We start from the raw sequence: 18,037 nt of genomic DNA, 5'->3' as shown, positions 1-18,037 counted from the left end.
TTATTTAATTGTTGTTTTATGTCAATTTTTGCGTGAGCGCGTGGTGCTCATGCGGTTTCCCTATAGGTGATCAGGGCAACTGTATTTCTTCTAAAAAAGTCGCCTGCGGACCTCTCCGGGCTTGCCTTCCACATATTGTATGCCATACAAACAACATGTCGCACAACGCGACGGCATGAAAGGCGCACGGAGACGCATAATCCCCGGCGCTGGTTCAGGAGAGGGCCAATATGCAGATCACTTCCAGATCAGGGCTGCGCTATGCGCTGCTCGCAACCGCTTCGGCGGCAACGCTTTTCACAGCTACCGGCGCGCGGGCGCAGGACACCGCCGAGACGACTTCGGAGCCGCAGCAGCAGACCACCAGTGATGCCGCGATGCGCGAGATCATCGTGACCGCGCAGTTCCGCTCGCAGAAACTGCAGGACACGCCGCTTTCGATCACCGCAGTCGACGCTGCGCTCCTTGAAGCGCGCAACCAGACCGATCTTTCGCAGGTCGCAGGCCAGGCGCCGAACGTGCAGCTGACCGAAATGGGCGGTGCTTTCGGCTCCTCGATGGCCGTCTACATCCGCGGCATCGGCCAGTACGACTTCAACCCCGCCTACGAGCCGGGCGTGGGCATGTACATCGACGATGTCTACTACGCGACGCTGACCGGCAACATCATGGACCTGCTCGACCTGGAGCGTGTCGAGATCCTGCGCGGACCGCAGGGCACCCTGACCGGCCGCAACTCGATCGGCGGCGCGATCAAGATGTTCTCGGTCAAGCCCGAGCCGGGAAGCAGCGGCAAGGTGGACGTGGTCTATGGTGCGCGTGAACGCATCGACCTTCGCGCCAGCATGAACTTCGCGCTGACCGACAATCTCTATGCGCGCGTCGCAGGTGTCTACAAGCACCAGAACGGCTACGTCGACCAGCTCGACTATGGCTGCGTGAACCCGGACAACGAACTGGGCATCACCGGCAATCCCTCGACCCCGGCCAACTGCGTCGTCGACAAGCTGGGCGAGCGTAACTACGCCGGCGTGCGCGGATCGCTGCGCTTCAACCCGACCGACAGCTTCGACTGGATCGTGACCGGCGACTACACCTGGGAGAACCGCACGGCGGCCGCCGGTGTCATCACCGAGAACAACACCGACCTGACCGGCGCGGACTTCCGCTGCGGCAAGTTCTGCACGTATGCCAGCTGGTACCTGCCCGCGGGCGGCCAGGCGGGCCAGGCCTACTACATGCCCAACTCGGTCAAGTTCTGGGGCTGGGGCGTGTCGAGCGACATGTCGGTGAACCTCTCGGACTCGATCAACGTCAAGTCGATCACGGCCTACCGCGAATACCAGCAGACCTATGGCACGGACGACGATTACACGCCCAACCCGAACATCGGCGGCGGCGGTTTCAACGACCTGACCTTCCGCTTCTTCAGCCAGGAACTGCGTGTCAACGCGGAACTGGGTGACTTCGCCGATCTTACCGTGGGTGGCTACTACAGCGATCAGAAGTCGGTCTACTTCACCCGCCAGGACATCCGCTATATCGGCATGGGCAACCCGGCGCTGTTCCTCCAGTTCCAGGGCGATGACCCGGTCCGCGCCGACAGCAAGGCGCTGTTCGGTACCGTCATCCTGCACCCCACGCCCAACCTCAACGTCACGGGCGGCCTTCGCTACACCAAGGAGCACAAGGACTACACCTTCGTGCGCAAGGCCTGGGACGGCGGCCCGCTGGTCGATATCTTCGGTGTCGGCGCGCTTGATGGCAGTGTGGCGGAATACGACGGCGACCGCGTCGACTACCGTATCTCGGTCGACTACCGCTTCAGCGACGAAGTTCTGGCCTACGCCACGATCAGCACGGGCTTCAAGGGCGGCGGTGTGACCGCGCGCCCCTTCACCCAGGCTCAGGCTGTCAACGGCACGTTCGATCCCGAAACGCTGACCGCTTACGAAGTGGGTGTGAAGACCGATCTTCTCGGCCGTACGCTGCGCATGAACCTGTCGGGCTTCTACAACGACTACAAGAACATGCAGCTTCCCATCGCGGACTGCGCCATCCTCGACGGTTTCCCGCCGGGTGAGGATCCGTTCCCCTGCGCCGCGATCAGCAACGCGGGCGACGGCGAGATGTACGGTGTCGAGTTCGAGCTCCAGGCGAGCCCGATCTACGGCCTCGACATCGACGCGACTGTCAGCTGGATCGAGGGCAACTGGAAGCGCATCGGCCCCATGGTCGGCAACAACATCCGCCTCGAGGATCCGCTCACCACGCCCAACTGGCGCGGCAGCTTCGGCATCCAGTACCGCGGCGAACTGGGCGACAACGCAGGCACGGTCACGCCGCGCTTCGACATCGCCTACACCGGAAAGCAGGGCCTGGGCCGTCTTCCGGGCAGCAGCGAGCTGGACTTCAATCCCTCGCGGGCCATCGCCAATGCGCGTGTGACCTGGCGCAACGCGGACGAGGATCTGGCGATCTCCTTCGAGGTCCAGAACCTGTTCGACAAGTACTACTACCTGCCGATCCGCTTTGCTGCGCTCTACGGCAGCGCGGGCACGACCTACTCCAACGTGGGTCGACCGCGCGAGTGGGCCTTCACCGTGCAGAAGAAGTTCTGACGATCCGAACCCCTCGCGGCGGGGCAGGTCCCCGGGCCTGTCCCGCCGCACCCATTTCGATACGATAGACGCACGGGGGAGAGACGCGATGGCCGAGGTCACGCTTTACCACTGGGAGCCCAACGCCAACTCGGGCAAGCCGATGCTGGCGCTGATGGAAAAGGGCGTTCCCTTCGACAGCCACTACATCGACATGCTGAACTTCGATCAGCACCGTCCGGAATACCTGGCGATCAACCCGCAAGGAACGATCCCGGCGATGACCCATGGCGACAAGGTCCTCGTCGAGAGCACCGCGATCATGGAATACGTGAACGAGTGCTTCGAGGGACCTGACCTGATGCCCGCCGACGCGCGGGATCGCTGGCGCGTGCGCTGGTGGATGAAGTTCATGGACCAGTGGCTGGCCCCCAGCTTCTCGATGATCGGCTGGTCGGTCTTCATCGGTCCCGTCGTGCGCCAGCGCGACCCGGCCGAACTCGAAGCTGCGATCGAGCGCATTCCCATGCCCGAACGCCGCGTCTCGTGGCGCAAGGCCATCTATGGCACCTTCTCCGAGGCCGAGATCGCGGAAAGCCAGCGCCGCGTGGCGATGGGCATCGCGATGCTGGAGAAGGAACTGGGCAAGCGCGAATGGCTCGGCAGCGACAGCTATTCGCTCGCTGACATCAATGGCTTCAACCTGGCCTACGCCATTCCGCTGAGCCAGCCCGAGCTCTCCAACGACGAGCTTACCCCCAATCTCCTGCGCTGGCTGCGCGCGATCTACGCACGCAAGGCCGTGAAGGACTGCTGGGCGCTGGGTCGCACCGACATGGTGAAGCGCGTGACCATTCTCGAACAGGAGCGCATCTGATGGCGACGATCCTCTATCACGGTGAGCCCAACGGGCCCTCGTTGGCGGTTCTTGCTGCCATGGCCGAGACCGGTGCTGACACGGCGCTCGATATCGAGTGTCATGCCATGGATCTTCTGGGCGGCAAGCGGCATACACTGCCCGGTGTCACCAAGCCGCTCGCCCGCGACATGGGCGTGGAAGGTGAGGGACCTGTCCTGGTGATCGACGGAGAGGCAATGACCGAATCCGTCTTTCTGGCCCAGTTCTTCGACGAGGTTGGGGACGGCACCTCGCTCCAGCCCGACGATGCCTATGCGCATTGGGAAATGATGATGTGGTGCCGCCAGATTACCGAGCGTCTGTCCCCTGCGGCTTCCCTGCTGGGCAATCTGGCCACCTCGCACCAGCGTCTCGAGGCGCTGAGCGAAGACGCCTTTGCCGCCCAGGTGGAACCCATCGTGAGCGCCGACCTCAAGGTGCGCTGGGATCTGGTGCGCGACGGCGAAGCCGACGATGCGCAGCTCAAGGACTGCGAGGCCAAGGTCATGCAGGCCGTCGAACGCTGCGAGAAGCAGCTTGCCGATGGCCGGGAATGGCTGATGGGCGCGCTGACCATTGCCGACTTCGAGACCTTCGCCTGGCTGGTTGGCATGGAGTCGATTGTTCCCGAGGCCTTCAAGGGCAAGAGCGAGACCCAGGCCTGGATGAAGCGCGTGAAGGCGCGTCCGAGCGTTCAGGCGGCGTTGGCCAGGGCCACGAGCGAGGCGCCGGAGCGCAGCTGGGCGCCCGGGCCGGAAATCAACCGCTGGGGCTGAGCCCGGGCACGAAACGAAGACACGATGAGAGAGGGGTCCTGGTCCCACCTGCCGGCACAAGGCGCGGGGGATACAGGAACGCACGAGAGGATTGGGTTTACACATGATCAGGCTGACGGGCGCGCAGGGCAATTCGCAGGCAAGGCAAGTTCGCGTGCGGGCCCGGCGCGGCTGGCTGGCCGGGCTTGCGATGTCCGGCGCCCTGATTCTTGCCGGCTGCACGGCAAGTGCCGACGGTAGCGGCGAAGCCGGTGTCGATGGCCTGCTCATCGCACAGGGCGTGGACAGCGAGTGGCTGAGCTACGGGCGCACCTACGACGAGCAGCGTTACTCCCCGCTCGACCAGATCAATCGGGAAACCGTGGGCACGCTGGGGCTGGCCTGGTCGCAGGACCTCGACACCTCGCGCGGGCAGGAATCGACCCCGCTCGTCATCGACGGGGTGATCTACATCACCACTGCCTGGTCCAAAGTGCGCGCCTACGATGCAAAGACGGGCAAGCAGCTGTGGGGCTACGATCCCGAGGTGCCCGGCTCGGCGGGCGTGAAGGGATGCTGCGACGTCGTCAACCGCGGCCTCGCGGCCTGGGGGGGCAAGCTGTACCTGGGCACCTTCGACGGACGCCTTGTCGCGCTCGACCGCAAGACCGGAAAGCCGCTGTGGATCAAGGAGACGGTCGATCCCACCAAGCCCTACACCATCACCGGTGCGCCGCGCGTGGTGAAGGGCAAGGTGGTTATCGGCAACGGCGGCGCGGAGATGGGCGTGCGGGGCTACGTGACGGCCTATGATGCCGAGACGGGTGAGCAGGCCTGGCGCTTCTACACGGTGCCCGACGCACCGGGGAAGAACGAGGCCAAGTATCTCAAGGACGCGGAAAAGACCTGGCACGGTGAATACTGGGCCGAGGGTGGTGGCGGCACGGCCTGGGACTCGATGGCCTACGATCCCGAACTCGACCTCCTTTACATCGGCGTCGGCAACGGTTCCCCCTGGAACCAGGGCATCCGCTCGGAAGGCAAGGGGGACAACCTCTACCTCTCCTCGATTGTCGCAGTCCGACCCGAAACCGGCGAATACGTCTGGCACTTCCAGACGACCCCTGGTGAAACCTGGGACTTCACCGCGACGCAGAGCATCATCCTGGCCGACCTCGAAATCGAGGGCAAGCCGCGCAAGGTGCTGATGCAGGCGCCCAAGAACGGCTTCTTCTACGTGATCGACCGTGAGACCGGCCAGTTCATCTCGGGCAAGAACTTCGTGCCGGTGAACTGGGCCACGGGCCTTGATCCCGTGACCGGCCGCCCGATCGAGAACCCGGAGGCGCGCTACTACAAGACGGGCAAGATGTTCGTCGGATCGCCGGGGGCTGGCGGCGCGCACTCGTGGCACCCGATGGCCTACAGCCCCAAGGACAAGCTGGTCTATATTCCCGCCCAACTCGCCTCCTTGCCGTATTTCCCCGACAAGGACTGGAAGGCCAAGCCCAAGGGCTTCAACACCGGTGTCGACATGTCGGCAGGTGCGATGCCGGCCGATCCGGCGGTGCGCAAGGCGGCGGCCGATGCCACCACGGGCGAACTGATCGCCTGGGACCCGGTCGCGCAGAAGGCGCGCTGGAAGGTCACCTTGCCCAGCGTCAACAACGGCGGCGTACTGGCAACGGGCGGCGGCCTCGTCTTCCAGGGCAACATGAAAAGCAATCTCGTTGCCTATGCCTCGGACACGGGCAAGGAGCTGTGGTCCTACCCGGTCCAGACCGGGGTCGTCGCGCCCCCGATCACCTACGAGATCGACGGCACGCAGTACGTGGCTCTGGTCGCGGGCTGGGGCGGCATCTGGGCGCTGGCGCCGGGCATCCTCTCGCAGGATGGCGGCCCGGTGCGCAACGTCAGCCGCCTCCTCGTCTTCAAGCTCGATGGCAAGGCCAAGCTGTCTGAGCCGCTCACGCTCGATGAACTCCCGCTCGACCCGCCGCCGTTTGCAGGGACGAAGGAACAGGTCGCGCGCGGGGCCTACCGCTTCGGACGCTTCTGCTCCACCTGCCACGGCGATGCGGCCATCGGTGGCGGCGTGCTGCCCGACCTTCGCCGCTCGGGCTTCATCCAGGACCATGATGCCTTCCAGCAGGTCGTCCACGACGGCGCGCTCGAGGATCTGGGCATGGTCAGCTTTGCCGACACCCTGACGCCGGAGGAAGTGGAGGACGTGCGCCAGTACATCATCCACCGCGCGAACGAGGACAAGGCGCTCGAGGCGAAGTCGGGCAAGGCGCCCAAGGCCGCACCCAGTGTCCCGGCCAGCGAGGCCACCAAGGCGGCCGCGCAGATTGTGAAGGACCAGCAGGCGACGGGCCGCCGTCCGTGACCCTCGATCTCGCGCGGCTTGCCGGCATCGATGTCCACGTGCACGCCGAGGTCTCCTGCCACGATCCCGAAGACCCGGTGATGGCGCAGTTCTTCGATGCGGCATCAGCCTATTTCAAGGCGCCGCGCGAACGCCCGAAGATGCCCGAGATCGCACAGATCTACCGGGAGCAGAACATCGCTTTCTGCCTCTTCACGGTCGATTGCGAGAGCGGTGTGGGGGCCAAGCGTGTCTCGAACTACGAGGTGGCCGAGTTTGCCGCAGCGAATTCGGACGTGTGCATTCCCTTCGCCTCGATCGACCCGCGCAAGGGGAGGATGGGCGCGCGCGAGGCCCGCGACCTCATCGAGAACCATGGCGTGCGCGGCTTCAAGTTCCACGCGATCATGCAGGACTGCCACCCGGCCGACCGGGTCGGCTATCCCATCTACGAAGTCATCGCCGAGCACGGTCTGCCCGCCATCTTCCACACTGGCCATTCGGGCATGGGCACCGGCATGCGGGGCGGCGGGGGGCTACGCCTGAAATATGGGCGCCCGATGCTGGTCGACGATGTCGCGGTGGACTTCCCGGACATGAAGATCATCCTTGCGCATCCCAGCTGGCCCTGGGTGGATGAGAGCCTGTCGATGGCGCTCCACAAGGAGAACGTCTTCATCGATCTTTCCGGCTGGAGCCCCAAGTATTTTCCGCCGCAGATCGTGCGCTATGCCAACGGGCAGCTCAAACACAAGATGATGTTCGGCTCCGACTTTCCGCTGATCCGCCCGGACAAGTGGATCGAAGCGGCCAAGCGCATCGGCTTCAAGGACGAGGTCATGCCGGGCATCATGAAGGACAACGCCGCGCGGGTTCTGGGACTCGCGGGCTGAGACGGCAAAAAGGCAGGGCTCATGGATTTTACCGGCAAGCACATCATCGTCACCGGCGCGTCGAGCGGGATCGGGGCCGCCACCGCGAGGGCCATCGCGGCGCGCGGCGGGGCGGTTACGCTGATGGCCCGCCGGGCCGAACGGCTGGAGGCTCTGGCCGCGGAACTGGGCGAGGGCGCGCGCTGGTTTGCGGTCGACGTCAGCGATGGAGCTGCGCAGGCGGCCGCACTGGACGCAGCCATGGAGGCGGGCGGGCCGATTGACGGGCTGTTTCTCAATGCCGGAACAGGTGGTTCCTTCGCAGCCGTGGAGGACTATGGCGAGGACGCTTTCGCGCAGGTTCTCAACGTCAACCTGACGGCCCCCTATCGCGCCATTGCGCAGGTGCTGCCGGCGATGAAAGCGCGCGGACGCGGCGCGCTCCTGGTGACGGGCAGCCTTGCGAGCGAACGCGGCATGGCCAACAACGTCGCTTACGTGGCTTCCAAGCACGCAGTGCTGGGGCTTGCGCGCGCGGTCGCGCTGGAAGCGGCGCCCCATGGCGTTCGCTGCAATTGCGTGGTGCCCGGCTTCATCGACACCGAGATGTTTGCCGCGCTTCCGCCCGACGCGCTTGAGCAGATCGCCGCGCGCGTGCCGCAGGGGCGCACCGGAAGTGCCGACGAACTGGGTGCGGTGGCCGCGTTCCTGCTTTCGGACGCGGCCTCGCACGTGACCGGGCAGAGCCTTGCGGTCGATGGCGGGGTGCTGGGTACGCTTTCTGTTTAAGGAAGGCAGAAGAACGATTCCGAGGGCCATCGCCCTCGGGCTCCCCAAACTGTCGAGCTTACTTGCGATGCGCACCCATGGCCGAGACCGGCAAGGTTGCCCATTCCGGGGTCAAGGGGCGATAGCCCCTTGAAACAATCCTTCCTTCTTCAATCCTCGAAGAAGTTGAGCTCCAGCAGCACCCCGTCGGGATCGTGCACGAAGATCTGGCGCAGGCCGATCGACTGGATCACGTTGCTCTCGTAAGTGAGGCCGCGGTCTTCCAGGCGATCGCGGATGTCGTCGAAGCCCTCGCAGCGCAGCGCAATGTGGTGCAGCGCGCCGGTCGGGCCCTTCGTCATGTCGCGGTCCATTGCGCGCGGCGCGGACTTCGCGTTGAGGTGGATGATCGGCCGCTCCTCGTGATCGTAGATCCAGCGCGCCGTCTCGCGGGTAAGCGGGGCGGGCGCAGGGCACGATTCCAGCGAAAGCACATCGCGGTAGAAGGCTTCCGAACGGTCGAGGTCCGAGGCGACCACGCAGAAGTGGTCGAGAGCGACGACGCGGGCTCGCACCCGCGTCTCGAACTGGAGGAAGGGGCTGTTCATGCCGTCTTTTCCTCCTCCTTGGCCTCGCCGCCCGGCACACCGTGCGCCACGCGCCGGTCGTAGTCGGGATCGTCCTCGGGCTTGGCCAGAGCCGCCATGACGCGCGCATGGATGTCTTCCAGGGGCTTTCGGAATTCCGGATAGGCGAGCACGTAGAGCTGGTTCTCTTCCACGGCCTTCAGGACGTGATTGGCCAGAGTTTCGGGCTCCATGCCGCACTCGATCACGTTCTTGAGATGCGCGAACATCTCCGGCCCGGCCTGGTAGTAGCCGGTGTCCGCCAGGTGCTTGGGGCGGGTCAGCAGCGCTTCGTGGATGTTGGTGTTGACCGCGCCCGGGCAAAGCAGCGACACGCCGATGCCATGCTCTTCCAGATCGAGGGCAAGGGTCTCGGTGAGGCCGCGCACCGCCATCTTGGTGGTGCAGTAGATGCCCGTGCCCTTGAGCGCCACGAAGGCCGACATCGAGGCGGTGTTGACCACGTGGCCGCCGTTGCCGCGCTCGATCATGCGCGGAACGAACGTGCGCACGCCGTTGATCACGCCGCGCAGGTTGACGTCGATCTGCCAGTCCCAGTCGTCGTACGTGGCGTCCTGAATCGCGCCGAAGTGGGAGACCCCGGCGGTGTTGAACAGCAGTTCGACGGGCCCCAGCTTCGCTTCCACCTCGTCGGCGACCTTGGCGTAGGCCTCGCGGTCGGTGATGTCGAGCTTGACCGCCATCACCTCGTAGTTCGCGCCCTTCGCGTTCTCGGCTTCGAACCAGGCCATGGCCTCGTCGAGGTGATCCTGGCGGATATCGGCGATGGCGACCTTGCAGCCGGCCTTGGCGAAAACCTTGGCCTGGCCGAGCGCCACGCCCGAACCGCCGCCGGTGATGAACGCGGTGCGTCCCATTACCTGTGTCATGTCCTCTCCACTCCCTCTTTATGCTCTCTCAGATCGTGACGGACGCGCTCAGGCGTAGGCGTGGTTGGCCAGGCCCAGAAGATCGCGCGTCTCGCCCGCGCTCGACACCTCGGCACCCATGCGGTCGATGAGGTCGACAGCCCAGCGCACGTGGGCGGCGTTGTCGGGGGCAAGCTGGCCCTTACGCAGCCAGATCGTGTCCTCGAAGCCGACGCGCACGTGCCCGCCCAGAAGCACCGACTGCGCAGCCATCGGGTAGGAATGGCGGCTGACGCCAAAGCCGGTGAAAGCCGCACCGCGCGGAATCTGGTTGGCCGCGTACATCATCGCTTCGGGGGTGGCGGGCAGGCCGTACTTGGTGCCCAGTACGAAGGAGAAGGGGACGTTCTTGGGGATCGCGCCCTTGGCCATGAGGTCGTCGGCAAAGACGAAGTCACCGGCTTCGAAGCATTCGATCTCGGGCATGACACCGGCATCCTGTATCATGTGGCCCATTCGCGTGATCATTGGGTCCAGGTTGATCGCGACGCCGCCCCACAGCTGCATGGTGCAGATGTCGAGGGTGCACATGTCGGGCTTGAGATCGAGGATGTGTTCGAGGCGCCGCTCGGCGGTGAACATCAGCGTGCCTTCGCCGCACACCTTGGGATCTTCCTCGCTCTGCATCCAGGTGCAGCCCGGTCCTGTGGTGACGTTGAGGATGACCTCGCGGTTCTTTTCGCGAATCAGGCCCACCACCTCGCGGTAGTCGTCGAGTGCCTGCGAAGGTTCGCCGGTCGTCCCGTCACGCACGTGGACGTGGATGATCGAGGCACCTGCCTCTGCGGCGGCGAGGGCTTCGGCGGCGACATGGTCGGGACGGAACGGGAAGTTGGGGTGGTCCGGCATGGGCGAACTGCCGGTAACCGCACACGTAATGTAGACCTTCTTGGCCAATTTGGATCTCCTCTCACCTTGCATGCCCGTTTGATTTCGGGTTCACTCTGGCAAAACTACAAGATCGAGGCTGGCGGAATAGTTCAGCACATATCCTATCACGCCCTGTAACAGGTACCGGGAGTGACAGGTCGGAGAGAGAGAAGGGGAAGAGAGATGTCCCATCGCGAGGAACTTTCGCGATTCCTGAAAGCGGCCCGGGCACGGCTGACACCGTCCGAAGTGGGCCTTCCCGAAGGTGAGCGACGTCGCGCAAAGGGGTTGCGGCGTGAGGAAGTGGCCGCGCTCGCGGGCATGAGCGTCACCTGGTACACCTGGTTCGAGCAGGGCCGTGAGATCCAGCTTTCCGCCCCCATGATCGAGCGGCTGGGACGCACCTTGCGGCTTTCCGATACCGAGCGCGACTACCTGTTCGGCCTTGCGCAGCATCGCCCGCCGCCGCTCGCCTCCAAGCTGGACGAGGACATTCGTCCGGCCACGCGCCACCTGCTCGATACCCTGGGCATGCCCGCTTTGGTGATCGTGGCGGACTGGACTGTGGTCGGCTGGAACCGGATGGTGACCGCAGCCTTTCGCGACTACGCCAACATGCCGCGCAGTGAGCGCAATCTGTTCAAGATCCTGATGCTGGGCGAACGCTACCAGCGCAATCCGGAAAGCTTCCGCGCGATGGCCTCGCGTCTGGTTGCGCGGTTGAAGTGGGACTACAGTCAGGCGGGCACGCCCGAGGCCTTTGATGAGCTTATCGAGGAAATGACGGAGAAGTCCGAACATTTTCGCGAGTTCTGGGAGTGTAGCGCGATCCAGGCCCACTTCGGGGGCGAGAACAACGCGCGTGTGCCTGAAGTGGGCAAGATCTCCTTCACGCACAGCTCCTATGGCATCGAGGAAGCACCCGGCCAGCGCCTCATCCTCTTTGCACCCAAGGGTGAGGAAGATGCCCGCAAGCTGGAAAAGCTGCGCGAACTCAGGCCCGAACTGGTGGCTCTGTAACAGCGGGCGCCTTGCCGGTGACCTTGGCTCCGGCATCGGCGGGAAGGCGCAGGAACAGAAAGACCGACAGCGTCCCGATTCCCGAAAGCGCAAGCAGCGCGACGCGGTAGGGCAGGGGATCGGAGGCGAGCCCGTCGCCCAGCGGAAGGTTGAGGAACAGCGCGCCGAGCGAAATGCCTGCGGCGGCCGAAAGCGCGTTGCCGATGGCGTTGAGGACATTGGCACCGGGCAATTCGTCGGCCTCGACATCCGCAAAGGCGAGACTGACCATGCCGGTGAAGGGCACCGAACGGGCCATTCCAATCAGGAACATGGCCAGCGCCATCAGCCAGACCGGCATTGCGGCCGTAAAGGCGGCGATCGAGGCGCTGGCGGCCATCATCATCGCGGTGCCCACGACAAGGCCGCTGCGAAAGCCGACACGGCGCAGAATGCGGCTGATGAAGGGTTTGACGGCAAGGTCGCCCAGGTTGTTGGCGAGGAGCAATACACCCGCCATTCCTGGTGACAGTCCGAAAGCCAGCTGGAAATAGAGCGGCAGGACCAGCGCGAGGCCCATGTGGGGAATGCGCATGAGCATGCCCGCGCCATAGGAAATCGCGCGGAAGGTCTGGTGTCGCAGCGCGTCGAGCGGGACCAGCCCGTGGCGCATCCGGCGCAGCCAGCGGTAGGCCATGACGGCAAGTACGCTGCCCACGCCCATCAGCATGAGCGGCACCATGGGGGCATCGGGGTGGGCGCCAAGACGATCCAGCCCGTAGATGAGAAGCGAGAGCGCGGAGGCTATGAGCACGAAGCCCACCGCATCGAAACGCAGCCGTTGAGGAGCAAGGCGCGGCAGCAGACGCCGGGCCAGCAGCGCGCCGACCAGCGTGAGCGGCAGGTTGATCAGGAAAATCGAAGGCCATCCGAAGGCCTCGGTCAGGAACCCACCGAGCGGCGGTCCGATGACCGGCGCGATGAGTGCGGGCGTGGTGCTGATCGCCAGCATCTCGACAAGGCGGTGCTTGGGCGTGATGCGCAGCAGGACGAGGTTGCCGACCGGAGTCATGAGGCTGGAGCACAGCGCCTGGAAGGCGCGCGCGGCGACGAAGAAGCCCAGTGTCGGGCTCTGCGAGCACAAGAGTGAGGCGACACCGAAGCCGAGCACCGAGACGGTAAGGACGCGCCGGGGCCCGAGGCGCAGCGCGACCCAACTGCTCAGTGGCAGGAACGCGGTCGAGACCATGAGATAGGCGGTGATGCCGATGCCCAGCTCGCTCGCCGCAACGCCGAAGTCGCGCGCCATGTCGGGAAGCGCGGTCGCGATGACCGTCGCCTCGAGGATCGAGAGGAACATGACGAAGGCGACAAGGATGGCGGCCGCACGCGGATCGGCGTGCGGCGCATCCCTGCCGGGTGCTTCGGTTTCGCGGGGGCTGTCCGCTGGCTCGCTCATATCTGGCTCCGAAGGCGGTTTTGCCCCGGCAGGTGGTCGACTCGCGTCAGGGGATCAGCCCTTCTTCTCGAAATAGGCGATGGCCCGAAATTCGTAACTGCGCCGCACATTTGCGTCGGGGCGCGTGGTGTCGTGGAAGGCGGTGTGCGGGCTGCGCCAGGCGCGCGAGTGGTCGGAATCGTGGAACTTGATGAAGATGACCTCATCGCGCGTCATGTCCGGATAGTACCACCAGCGATGGCCAGGGCTGTACTTGAAGATGGTCGCGGCGAGCAGCTTCTCCTCGTCCGGGATGGGCGCGAAGAGGTCGGCGCCGGTCGGGATCTCGTCGACATCGACCTTGTAGTTGGAGATGCTGTCTTCCTCGCCGATCGAGGGGCCCTCGCACAGCGCGAGCGGCCAGTCTTGCGGCGGCGGCGAGAAGGTGCGCCAGAGGCTGAAGCACAAGAAGCGGTCATAGCCAGGGCCATCGGGACGCATCTGGTCATAGAAGACCTTGGCAATGGCGTTGGCGGTGGGCGTGTTGAAATCGACGTGGGCTTCGGCCGCAGGGGGCTGGACGCCCGCAGCGCCGACGACGGGCGAGCGCAGCTGGCCACCCATGGGGTGAATGAAGTCGCAGCCGGTCAACCGCTTGGCGACCTCTTCCACTTCGGCCGGGTAGATCGCCTTCAGCGTATCGGCATCGGCGAAGTCGGTCACCTTGGTGGGGTGCTCGGCCAGGCAGAAGCCGTGTTCGTCGAGTGTGGGGGGCGTGTCGCGCAGGCGCGCGTTGCGGATCGTTGCGGGGTAGAAGTCGTAGACTCCGGTGTTGTACTCCGCGCCCGGCGCCCAGAAGCGACGGTTGATGCGCGAGGTCGGCACCAGGTACTTGATCTCGGTGTCGATGGCCGCGCCGGGGCGCGACAGGGTGTCACTGTCCATGGTTGTCCTCTCCTCCATGCAATATGGGGCGCCTGCCGGATCTTTGTGTCGTGTCCTGTGCAGGCGCCACTGTGCGGCCCTCGGGCTTGCCGGCGGTCTACCCGGATGCGAAGCGCGCGCGCACGTCGCCGGGCACGCGTGCGGCTTTGAGGGGGCCGCTGCCGTCTTTCTCACGCACGGTCCACACGCGCTTCTCGGTTCCCTCGACGCAGAGCGCGTCGCCAAGGCGGATGCGGTGCGCGATGGTGAAACTGGAGTTGCCGAAGACGGGCGCATCGGCCTCGATGGTGACCACGTCGCCGTAGCTGGCGGGCTTCAGGAAGCGGGCCGAAAGGTCCACCAGCGGGAACCCGGCAACGCCCATCTCGCGCAGCATGTCGCGCTTCCTGGGAAGGCCCGCCGCTTCGAACAGCAGCACCGAACTCTCGGCGAACATATCCATGTAGCGCGGGGCAAAGACGATGCCGGCCGGATCGCACTGGCCCCACTCGATGCGATATTCGCGGGTCAGGAAGGGGGTGGTGGGTGTGTTCATCGCTCAGGCCAGGATGTTCTTGCCCTGGCGGGTCGTCTTTTCGGCCATCTCGTCCGCCTTGGGCGGTTCGGGTAGGAGCAGGCCGCGCTGGACGGCCGGGCGCTCGCCGATGGTCTCGAACCAGCGCTGCAGGTGGGGGAGCCCCTCCATGTCGATGCAGGCCCAGTCATGCCCGCGTACCCATGGGAAGCAGGCGATGTCGGCAATCGAATAGTCGCCCGCGAGGAATTCGTTGTCGGCGAGGTGCGTGTCCATCACTTCGAAGAGGCGGCGGCTTTCGCGCGTGTAACGGTCGATGACATCGGGCAGCTTGGGCTCGAAGTAACGGTTGAAGACGGTGGCCTGCCCCATCATTGGCCCGAGGCCCGACATCTGCCACATCACCCACTGGATCGCGCGGCTGCGGCCCATCGTGTCGGTGGGCAGGAAGCGGCCGAACTTCTCGGCCAGGTAGATCAGGATCGCACCCGATTCGAACACCGCGAAACCGCCGTTCCCGGCATCAACCTCATGGTCGATCAGCGTGGGGATACGCCCGTTGGGATTGCGGGCCAGGTACCAGTCTTCCTTCTGCTCGCGGTTGGTCAGCGAGATCGGACGCAATGTATAGTTCGCGTCCAGCTCCTCGAGCATGATGGTGGTTTTCCAGCCATTCGGTGTTTCCGAAGTCCACAGTTCCAGCACGTCTCTCTCCCATGGCGCCGTGTGCGTGATTCGCCTTCAGGGTGCGCCATTCGTGTCACGAACGAAAGCAGAGGCAATGCGCGCGGGCAAGAAGAGTGCAAACAGTAGTATTGGGAGTGACAGTTAGGGCGTGCGCATCCGCACGCAGCTGCAAACAGTTGTCTATTGTAATAGTATCGCTGCTGGGCTTCCCCCCGGCCGCGTGGCGACGCACTCTGCCTTTCGAGAGATCCGCAAGGACACAAATGGAGAGGATACGCCCACGCGATGTTGACGCTGTACAGCTTTGGCCCCGGAGCCAATTCGCTTAAGCCCCTGCTGGCCCTTTACGAGAAAGGCCTCGAATTTACGCCGCGCTTCGTCGACCCGACCAAGTTCGAGCATCACGAGGAATGGTTCAAGAAGATCAACCCGCGCGGCCAGGTTCCCGCGCTCGATCACGATGGCCACGTCATCACCGAATCGACCGTGATCTGCGAATACCTCGAAGACGCCTTCCCCGATGCGCCTCGCCTCCGGCCCACGGACCCTGTGCAGATCGCCGAGATGCGCGTGTGGACCAAGTGGGTGGACGAGTACTTCTGCTGGTGCGTCTCCACCATCGGCTGGGAGCGCGGTATCGGTCCGATGGCCCGTGCGCTTTCCGACGAGGAGTTCGAGGAAAAGGTCAAGCGCATCCCGATTCCCGAGCAGCAGGCCAAGTGGCGCAGCGCCCGTGCCGGTTTCCCCAAGGAGGTTCTGGACGAGGAAATGCGCAAGATCCGCGTTTCGATCGACCGTCTCGAAAAGCGCCTTTCCGAAAGCACCTGGCTGGCGGGCGAGGACTATACGCTCGCCGACATCTGCAACTTCGCCATCGCCAACGGCATGGAGAAGGGCTTTGATGACATCGTCAACACGACCGCGACGCCCAACCTCGTAGCCTGGATCGAACGCATCAACGCGCGTCCCGCCTGCATCGAAATGTTCGCCAAGTCCAAGAGCGAGTTCGCCGCCCGCAAGCCCTTCGCCAAGAGCGAAGAGCAGGCACAGGCCTGAGGAGCGCGCAATGGCCAAGGACAACCGCATAACGTTGTACGATCTGCAGCTCGCCTCGGGCTGCACGATCAGCCCCTTCGTGTGGCGCACCAAGTACGCGCTGGCGCACAAGGGCTTCGACATGGACATCGTGCCGGGTGGCTTTACCGGCATTGCCGAGCGCACGGGGGGACGTTCCGAACGTGCGCCGGTTATCGTCGATGATGGCAAGTGGGTGCTCGACAGCTGGAAGATCGCCGAATACCTCGACGAGACTTATCCTGATCGCCCGATGCTGTTCGAGGGCCCTTCCATGAAGGTGCTCACCAAGTTCCTCGACGCCTGGCTCTGGAAGACGATCATCGCGCCGTGGTTCCGCTGCTACATCCTCGACTACCACGATCTGTCGCTGCCGCAGGACCATGCCTACGTGCGCGAATCGCGCGAGACGATGTTCCTGGGGGGGCAGAAGCTGGAGGATGTGCAGGCGGGCCGCGAGGATCGCCTGCCGCACGTGCCGCCGCTGCTCGAGCCGCTGCGCCAGTTGCTGCGCGATACGCCCTGGCTGGGCGGTGAGACACCCAATTACGCGGACTACACCGCGCTCGCCATCTTCCTGTGGACCGGCTCTGTATGCACCACGCCGCCGCTCACCGAGGATGACCCCTTGCGCGACTGGCTCGACCGCGGCTTCGACCTCTACGGCGGGCTGGGGCGTCATCCGGGCATGCACACGCTGTTCGGCCTGAAGCTGCGCGAAGGCGATCCTGAGCCCTTCGATCGGACGGGCCTTGGCATCGAGCCGGCGCCGGTCAACCAGGGCTCGGCCGAGCCGGCTACGGCGAGCTGAGGGGGCGCACATGGCATGGGACGATGAACCCGAAGGCGGCGCCTTGCGCATGTACCAGATCCCGGGCTGCCCGTTTTCCGAACGGGTGGAACTGCTGCTCGATCTCAAGGGGCTGGGCGATGTCCTCGTCGACCACGAGATCGACATCTCCAAGCCGCGCCCGGACTGGCTCCTGAAGAAGACGCGGGGGACGACTTCGCTTCCCGCGCTGGAGTTGGAGAACGGGGAGACCTTGAAGGAGAGCATGGTCATCATGCGCTACATTGAGGACCGCTTTCCCAAAGTTCCGGTCGCGCGCCAGGATCCCTACGAGCACGCTCTCGAGGCGATGCTGTGCGCAACCGACGGAGCCTACACCGGGGCTGGCTATCGCATGATCCTGAACCGGGACAAGGCCAGGCGCGAGGAATTGAAGGCCGAAGTCGACGCGCAGTACGCCCGGCTCGACGATTTCCTGCGGCACTACAGTCCGGATGGGGTCTACCTGTTCGACCGTTTCGGCTGGGCCGAAGTCGCCTTCGCGCCGATGTTCAAGCGGCTGTGGTTCCTTGAATATTACGAGGACTACGAGGTGCCGCAGAACCTGACGCGGGTGCTTCTGTGGCGCGAGGCGACACTGGCCGAACCCGTGGTGCAGGCGCGCCACGGCCACCGCGAGCTGATGACGCTCTACTATGATTACACCCAAGGCGGTGGAAACGGACGTCTGCCCGAAGGGCGCAGCGTCTCCAGCTTCACCCTCGATCCGCCGTGGCGCGCGCGGCCCATGCCGCCGCGTGACAAGTGGGGGCAGGGCGCCAGCGATGCCGAGCTCGGGTTGATCCCGGGCATTACCGTCCGTTCGGACACGGTGCCCGCCTGAGCGCACTGGCCGGACACCGAA

The 18,037-nt window shown here is 64.7% G+C and carries 17 protein-coding genes; 10 read left to right on the top strand and 7 right to left on the bottom strand.

The window, feature by feature from the left end; genetic code table 11:
* Positions 1-230: 230 nt before the first annotated feature.
* The 6 genes from MTR65_RS09995 (at position 231) to MTR65_RS09970 (ending at position 8,282) form a co-directional block, all read left to right on the top strand.
* Complete coding sequence (locus tag MTR65_RS09995; RefSeq protein ID WP_243799686.1) at positions 231-2,621, top strand: TonB-dependent receptor; 2,391 nt, start codon at positions 231-233, stop codon at positions 2,619-2,621.
* 88 nt (positions 2,622-2,709) lie between these two features.
* A complete protein-coding gene (locus MTR65_RS09990) occupies positions 2,710-3,477 on the top strand; it encodes a glutathione S-transferase family protein (protein WP_213503393.1) in 768 nt (255 codons plus the stop codon).
* Entirely contained in the window at positions 3,477-4,274 is a 798-nt protein-coding gene (locus MTR65_RS09985) for a glutathione S-transferase family protein (protein WP_243799683.1), read from the top strand. Before MTR65_RS09990 ends, MTR65_RS09985 begins: the two co-directional genes overlap by 1 nt.
* Before the next feature lie 190 nt (positions 4,275-4,464).
* Positions 4,465-6,642 carry a PQQ-dependent dehydrogenase, methanol/ethanol family gene (locus MTR65_RS09980; protein WP_243799762.1) on the top strand — a complete coding sequence of 726 codons (2,178 nt, stop codon included), beginning with the start codon at positions 4,465-4,467 and terminating at the stop codon, positions 6,640-6,642.
* Complete coding sequence (locus tag MTR65_RS09975; RefSeq protein ID WP_243799680.1) at positions 6,639-7,514, top strand: amidohydrolase family protein; 876 nt, start codon at positions 6,639-6,641, stop codon at positions 7,512-7,514. The genes MTR65_RS09980 and MTR65_RS09975 overlap by 4 nt, the downstream gene beginning before the upstream one ends.
* Positions 7,515-7,535: 21 nt before the next feature.
* On the top strand, positions 7,536-8,282 hold the full coding sequence (locus MTR65_RS09970; protein ID WP_243799678.1) for an SDR family NAD(P)-dependent oxidoreductase: 747 nt from the start codon (positions 7,536-7,538) through the stop codon (positions 8,280-8,282).
* A gap of 149 nt (positions 8,283-8,431) precedes the next feature.
* On the opposite strand, the gene MTR65_RS09965 is transcribed toward MTR65_RS09970, so the two are convergent.
* From MTR65_RS09965 to MTR65_RS09955, 3 genes are read right to left on the bottom strand one after another with little or no spacing between them, the layout of a single operon-like run.
* The gene (locus MTR65_RS09965; RefSeq protein WP_243799676.1) at positions 8,432-8,869 is read right to left on the bottom strand and encodes a VOC family protein; all 438 of its coding nucleotides are present in this window, start codon (positions 8,867-8,869) and stop codon (positions 8,432-8,434) included.
* Entirely contained in the window at positions 8,866-9,777 is a 912-nt protein-coding gene (locus MTR65_RS09960) for an SDR family oxidoreductase (protein WP_243799673.1), read from the bottom strand. The genes MTR65_RS09965 and MTR65_RS09960 overlap by 4 nt, the downstream gene beginning before the upstream one ends.
* 48 nt (positions 9,778-9,825) lie before the next feature.
* The gene (locus MTR65_RS09955) at positions 9,826-10,713 is read right to left on the bottom strand and encodes a beta-keto acid cleavage family enzyme (RefSeq protein WP_243799671.1); all 888 of its coding nucleotides are present in this window, start codon (positions 10,711-10,713) and stop codon (positions 9,826-9,828) included.
* A 156-nt stretch (positions 10,714-10,869) separates the two neighbouring features.
* Here MTR65_RS09955 and MTR65_RS09950 point away from each other — a divergent pair, with 156 nt between their 5' ends.
* The gene (locus MTR65_RS09950; RefSeq protein WP_226634210.1) at positions 10,870-11,706 is read left to right on the top strand and encodes a helix-turn-helix transcriptional regulator; all 837 of its coding nucleotides are present in this window, start codon (positions 10,870-10,872) and stop codon (positions 11,704-11,706) included.
* Here MTR65_RS09950 and MTR65_RS09945 read toward each other — a convergent pair.
* From MTR65_RS09945 to MTR65_RS09930, 4 genes are all read right to left on the bottom strand, one after another.
* Positions 11,681-13,144, bottom strand: a complete 1,464-nt coding sequence (locus MTR65_RS09945; RefSeq protein WP_243799669.1) for an MFS transporter — start codon at positions 13,142-13,144, stop codon at positions 11,681-11,683. The two genes, MTR65_RS09950 and MTR65_RS09945, sit on opposite strands and share 26 nt — an antisense overlap.
* 54 nt (positions 13,145-13,198) lie before the next feature.
* Positions 13,199-14,068: a CmcJ/NvfI family oxidoreductase gene (locus MTR65_RS09940; RefSeq protein WP_226634201.1), complete on the bottom strand. Its 870-nt coding sequence runs from the start codon at positions 14,066-14,068 to the stop codon at positions 13,199-13,201.
* A 97-nt stretch (positions 14,069-14,165) separates the two neighbouring features.
* Entirely contained in the window at positions 14,166-14,603 is a 438-nt protein-coding gene (locus MTR65_RS09935; RefSeq protein WP_243799667.1) for an acyl-CoA thioesterase, read from the bottom strand.
* A gap of 3 nt (positions 14,604-14,606) precedes the next feature.
* The gene (locus MTR65_RS09930) at positions 14,607-15,287 is read right to left on the bottom strand and encodes a glutathione S-transferase family protein (RefSeq protein ID WP_243799665.1); all 681 of its coding nucleotides are present in this window, start codon (positions 15,285-15,287) and stop codon (positions 14,607-14,609) included.
* 267 nt (positions 15,288-15,554) lie between these two features.
* Here MTR65_RS09930 and MTR65_RS09925 point away from each other — a divergent pair, with 267 nt between their 5' ends.
* Genes MTR65_RS09925 through MTR65_RS09915 form a run of 3 tightly spaced genes read left to right on the top strand, consistent with a single transcriptional unit; the run spans position 15,555 to position 18,016 of the window.
* Positions 15,555-16,325: a glutathione S-transferase family protein gene (locus tag MTR65_RS09925; protein ID WP_243799662.1), complete on the top strand. Its 771-nt coding sequence runs from the start codon at positions 15,555-15,557 to the stop codon at positions 16,323-16,325.
* 10 nt (positions 16,326-16,335) lie between these two features.
* Complete coding sequence (locus tag MTR65_RS09920; protein ID WP_243799659.1) at positions 16,336-17,154, top strand: beta-etherase; 819 nt, start codon at positions 16,336-16,338, stop codon at positions 17,152-17,154.
* Between the two features lie 10 nt (positions 17,155-17,164).
* Positions 17,165-18,016, top strand: coding sequence for a glutathione S-transferase family protein (locus tag MTR65_RS09915; protein ID WP_243799657.1), 852 nt, complete (start codon positions 17,165-17,167; stop codon positions 18,014-18,016).
* The last annotated feature ends 21 nt before the right edge of the window (positions 18,017-18,037 follow it).

It is taken from the genome of Novosphingobium mangrovi, assembly GCF_022818885.1.
Classification (GTDB): Bacteria; Pseudomonadota; Alphaproteobacteria; order Sphingomonadales; family Sphingomonadaceae; genus Novosphingobium; species Novosphingobium mangrovi.
Note: the sequence above shows the minus strand (reverse complement) of the source record. Positions and strands in the feature narration are given on the sequence as shown.

Excerpts from the sequence above, each read along its gene's own strand:
- MTR65_RS09995 (WP_243799686.1), top strand. The coding sequence starts at position 231 with ATGCAGATCACTTCCAGATCAGGGCTGCGCTATGCGCTGCTCGCAACC.
- MTR65_RS09990 (WP_213503393.1), top strand. The coding sequence starts at position 2,710 with ATGGCCGAGGTCACGCTTTACCACTGGGAGCCCAACGCCAACTCGGGC.
- MTR65_RS09985 (WP_243799683.1), top strand. The coding sequence starts at position 3,477 with ATGGCGACGATCCTCTATCACGGTGAGCCCAACGGGCCCTCGTTGGCG.
- MTR65_RS09980 (WP_243799762.1), top strand. The coding sequence starts at position 4,465 with ATGTCCGGCGCCCTGATTCTTGCCGGCTGCACGGCAAGTGCCGACGGT.
- MTR65_RS09970 (WP_243799678.1), top strand. The coding sequence starts at position 7,536 with ATGGATTTTACCGGCAAGCACATCATCGTCACCGGCGCGTCGAGCGGG.
- MTR65_RS09965 (WP_243799676.1), bottom strand. The coding sequence starts at position 8,869 with ATGAACAGCCCCTTCCTCCAGTTCGAGACGCGGGTGCGAGCCCGCGTC.
- MTR65_RS09960 (WP_243799673.1), bottom strand. The coding sequence starts at position 9,777 with ATGACACAGGTAATGGGACGCACCGCGTTCATCACCGGCGGCGGTTCG.
- MTR65_RS09950 (WP_226634210.1), top strand. The coding sequence starts at position 10,870 with ATGTCCCATCGCGAGGAACTTTCGCGATTCCTGAAAGCGGCCCGGGCA.
- MTR65_RS09945 (WP_243799669.1), bottom strand. The coding sequence starts at position 13,144 with ATGAGCGAGCCAGCGGACAGCCCCCGCGAAACCGAAGCACCCGGCAGG.
- MTR65_RS09940 (WP_226634201.1), bottom strand. The coding sequence starts at position 14,068 with ATGGACAGTGACACCCTGTCGCGCCCCGGCGCGGCCATCGACACCGAG.
- MTR65_RS09935 (WP_243799667.1), bottom strand. The coding sequence starts at position 14,603 with ATGAACACACCCACCACCCCCTTCCTGACCCGCGAATATCGCATCGAG.
- MTR65_RS09925 (WP_243799662.1), top strand. The coding sequence starts at position 15,555 with ATGTTGACGCTGTACAGCTTTGGCCCCGGAGCCAATTCGCTTAAGCCC.
- MTR65_RS09920 (WP_243799659.1), top strand. The coding sequence starts at position 16,336 with ATGGCCAAGGACAACCGCATAACGTTGTACGATCTGCAGCTCGCCTCG.
- MTR65_RS09915 (WP_243799657.1), top strand. The coding sequence starts at position 17,165 with ATGGCATGGGACGATGAACCCGAAGGCGGCGCCTTGCGCATGTACCAG.